Origin of the sequence: Campylobacter showae CC57C, assembly GCF_000344295.2 — a bacterium.
GTDB classification, from domain to species: domain Bacteria; phylum Campylobacterota; class Campylobacteria; order Campylobacterales; family Campylobacteraceae; genus Campylobacter_A; species Campylobacter_A showae_B.
Window position 1 is genome coordinate 1 of sequence record NZ_AOTD01000101.1, and the last position, 4061, is coordinate 4061.

At 48.2% G+C, this 4061-nt stretch carries 3 protein-coding genes and 1 pseudogene; 2 read left to right on the forward strand and 2 right to left on the reverse strand.

Annotation, left to right across the window (positions count from 1 at the left end; all coding sequences use genetic code 11):
* Nucleotides 1-1536, forward strand: a pseudogene (locus H740_RS11890) (DNA polymerase III subunit gamma/tau); the annotation flags it as partial.
* Between the two features lie 29 nt (nucleotides 1537-1565).
* Here the strand turns inward: H740_RS11890 and H740_RS03845 are convergent.
* Together H740_RS03845 and rho are read right to left on the reverse strand one after the other, a co-directional pair.
* Nucleotides 1566-2138: an outer membrane beta-barrel protein gene (locus H740_RS03845; protein WP_034957230.1), complete on the reverse strand. Its 573-nt coding sequence runs from the start codon at nucleotides 2136-2138 to the stop codon at nucleotides 1566-1568.
* Between the two features lie 153 nt (nucleotides 2139-2291).
* The gene (gene rho, locus H740_RS03850; protein ID WP_002951472.1) at nucleotides 2292-3638 is read right to left on the reverse strand and encodes a transcription termination factor Rho; all 1347 of its coding nucleotides are present in this window, start codon (nucleotides 3636-3638) and stop codon (nucleotides 2292-2294) included.
* Between the two features lie 141 nt (nucleotides 3639-3779).
* On the opposite strand from rho, the gene H740_RS03855 reads away from it, so the two are divergent.
* Nucleotides 3780-4061, forward strand: a 282-nt coding sequence (locus tag H740_RS03855; protein WP_002951473.1) for a cation diffusion facilitator family transporter, incomplete at its 3' end; no start/stop codon positions are given.

Consider the following 4061-nt stretch of genomic DNA (forward strand, 5'->3'; position numbering starts at 1 on the left):
ACGGCTCCTGCGCAGGCGGGTCAAATTTCACGCTCTGCGGACGGATCAAATTTGACGGGAGCAAACGCGCCCAAACTAGCCTTGCAAAACGGCGCGGCTCAAGGGCAAAATTTGGGCGCTCAGGCACTGGCCGGCTCGGCAAATTTGAGCGCTCAGACTCCCCAAGAGCCGGGTGGCCAAACCGGCGCCGCGAAAACTCCAAATCCGGCTTACGAGGCGTTTTTGGCCAAAATTTACGACCGCAGCTTTGATCTTGGCGAGTGCTTTAAAAACTGCATCGAGTTTTTGGACTTTTCGGGCGGCTGCATGAGTCTAGCCTCAAGTGCGGCCGGCGATGATCAGAGGCGGCTTCGCGAGAGCTCGAAGGTGATTTTGCAGATTTTGCGTAGTCTTTTTGGCGAGAGCGCAAAGATAAAGATAACTCCCAAGCAAAGCCCGGATGTAGGGGTGCAAGAGCAAAAAAGCGCGGCAAATTTGGATGACGAGCGCGGCGGTGCAGCAAAATCTGAGGCCGATGAGGCGACGTCAAACCAGGCTGACTCCAAATTTGACTCGGACGACGCGCAAGAAAATTTAAGCCAAAACGACCAAGCGCAAGAGTCCTCAAATTTGACCGGAAATTTGTTTGCAGGCGGTAGCGAAGAGGGGACAGTTGCGCCCTCGGAGCAAAATTTGGGCGCCGAATTTAAAAGCGGCGAGCAGGGCGAGCAAACGCAAAATTTGACTCCGCAAATGCAGGCGGCGAACGACTCGGCGCCTAGCGCGCAAACCAATAGCGACTCGTTATACGACGAAACCGCGCCCTTAAATTTAAACGAAAACGAGTCAAATTTGACGCAAATCTCGCAGACGAATTTAAATCATCTGGCCGAGCCTAAATTTGCGCCCGATTTTGAGAGCATGCGCGACGATACGCACGATTTTCACGAGGCGTATTCGCTAAAATTTAAGACCGACGACGGAATGTCTGCGGGGGCGGATCTGGCGTTTTTAGATGATGAACTAAAGCGGCTAGAGAGCCAAAATGCCGCAAAAACGGAGCAAAAACCAAGCGCCGCGGCTAAATTTAACCAAAACAGCGCGCCACAGACGGCTAGCTTCGGCGAGCCGCCATTTGATCCTGATGACGTGAGCGAGATGTTTAGCGAGGCGGCCGAGTATGAGGGTATCGCCGCGTCCTTTGAGCAAGACGCGAGCAAGCCGACAAGCGCCGTCGTAAGGCAAAATTTAGAACCTCGGCAAAACGGCGATAATGTATTTGGCGGCTTGGTTAAAACGAGTACACAGGGCGCTTTAGCGGATTTCGTCTCGCGAAACGACGCGACTTTTGATACGGCAAATTTAATCGGCGACGAGTTGCAAAGCGAAGCGAATTTTGACGACTCGTCCTCAAGCGGGGCAAATTTGAACGCTCAAGATCCTATGTCAAATTTGGCCGCAAAAACTCAAACCGATCCTAAAGCCGCAAAAAATCAAGCGGTTTTAAAAGAAGCTAAACGACTGTTTGGAGAGCCGAGTTTGGAGAATCTAAACTAAAGAAAGAGCCTAAGATAGGCTCTTTTAAATTAAAATTTGTATGTATAGCCTAGGTATAAACCGGTGTTTGTTTCTTTGGTTTTGTAGCTATAAAATGTTTTGTCCGCTTTGAAGCCTAACTCGATCGCATTGTTTGCGTCAAGAGAGTATTCGCCGCCCAATTTACCTCCCAGGATCCAGCCGCTTGCGCTACCGCTGTCGGAATATGCATCGTTGGCTATCAATTGGTTTTTTAGTTTTGAGTAGCCTGCGTAGCCGCCTAGAACCAATTTAAAGTCTTGCGCGACGGTGGGCGTATAGTCGGCACCGATTAAAAATTTATGCGTATTCCATTTGAAAGAAAACGAACCGTCTGCGTCTTCTCCTTGTTTTTTGACTTTAAAATCGTATATGTATGCTCCATAAACCTTAAATACGTTAAAATCGTAGCCGCCTTTTATTCCTAGGCCAAACTGCGCTTTTTTTAAAGGATCACTGTCTTGAGATTTTATTTTTGAACCAAAGGAGTAATCCCCTTCTAAGCCCAAAAACAGGCCTTCTGCCATAGCTAAAGTGCAGGATAAGCCAATCCATAGGGCAACCTTAGAGACAAAGTGTTTCATCCGTATCCTTTTAATATAAAATAAAGGTATATTATAAAATTAAATACATTAAACAACGTTGAGCGGCTTTAGCTGAGTGGATTGTGTAGATAAAATAAGATTTGAGATTAAATTTAAAAGAGTGTATAAAAATAAGTCGGTTTTTTGGACCGACTATTCGTTTAGTATCGAAAGCAGCTCTTTGTTATCTTTGGTTTTTAGCATCTTAGCGTATAAAAACTTAAGCGCCTCTACGTCGTCCATCGTCGCGATCGCCGAGCGGATAGCCCAGATCTTTTGCAGTTCGTCCGGTTTTTGTAGTAGCTCTTCTTTTCTGGTGCCTGATTTTAGTACGTTGATGGCCGGGTAAATGCGGCGGTCGGAGATGTTACGATCTAGCACGATCTCGCTGTTGCCCGTGCCTTTAAACTCCTCAAAAATTACCTCGTCCATACGCGAGCCCGTGTCGATGAGTGCGGTGGCGATTATAGTGAGGCTACCGCCGTGTTCTATATTTCGAGCCGCACCGAAAAAGCGTTTCGGCTTATGCAGTGCATTTGCGTCCACGCCGCCCGTTAGCACCTTGCCGCTTGGCGGAGTTACGGTGTTATACGCGCGCGCTAGGCGGGTGATGCTATCTAGCAGGATGATGACGTCCTTGCCCATTTCTACGAGGCGTTTGGCCTTTTCGATGACGAGTTCGGCGACGCGCACGTGGTTCATCGCAGGTAGGTCAAACGTCGAGCTAAACACTTCGCCCTTTACGCAGCGCTGCATGTCGGTGACCTCCTCGGGACGCTCGTCCACGAGTAGCACCATGAGATGCGACTCTGGGTGGTTGCGCGCGATGCCGTGGGCTAGCTCTTTCATGAGCTCGGTTTTACCGCTTCTTGGAGGGGCGACGATGAGGCCGCGCTGACCCTTGCCAAGAGGCGTAAAGAGATCTAGCACGCGGCCCGTTAGCTTCATCGGATCATACTCGAGGCGAAGCTTTTCCGTCGGAAAAAGTGGGGTTAGGTTGTCAAATAGCGGGCGCTCCTTAGCCTCGATTAGCGGCATATAGTTTAGCGCTTCGATTTTTAGCAGGGCGTAGTATTTTTCCTGATCTTTCGGTTCGCGTACTTGACCCGTCACGATGTCGCCCACGCGCAGGGCAAATTTGCGAATTTGAGAGTTTGAGACGTAGGCGTCGTTTGAGCTGTCGCTGAGGTTCGCGTCTACCGAGCGCAAAAAGCCGTAGCCCTCGCTCGTGATCTCTAAAATGCCCGTAAAAAGTATAAATCCGCCTTGTTTTGTTTGGGTTTTTAGGATCTCAAATATCAAATCTTGTCTGCGAAATTCGCGCGGATTCTCGACGCCTACGCTGTTTGCGATAGCGATGAGCTCCTCTAGGCTAAGGGTTCTTAGCTCTTCGATTTTGTGTCCGTCGACGGGGATGTGGGTGCGCGAGTTTTGGTGTTTTTTTGTGGTTTTTTGACTTTCCTGCGCGGAATTTGCAGGCTGGGTCGCGTTATTTTCCATTGTGTCCTCTTTAAAATTACGGAATAATTTTGTAGATAAATTTAAGTTTCAAAAGAAGTTTTGAAAGTCGCATTTTATAAAATTTTGGCTTTGATGTCAAGAAGTGATATAATCTCACCAAAAATGAAAAGGAATCTCAAAATGATGGATTTTAAAGACGGCAAGCGCGAAAAAACGATCATAAAAACCGCGCTTATCGGTATAGTTACAAATTTTTTCTTAGCCGGAACGAAAATTTTTATCGCCATGGTCTCAAACTCGGTCGCGCTGATATCAGACGCCGTAAATAACCTTAGCGATGCAGGCTCAAGTATCATCACGATATTTGGCTCAAAACTAGCTAGCAAGATGCCTGACGAAGACCACCCCTACGGCTACGGCAGGACCGAGTATATCGGCGGGCTTATAGTCTCGGTCATCGTA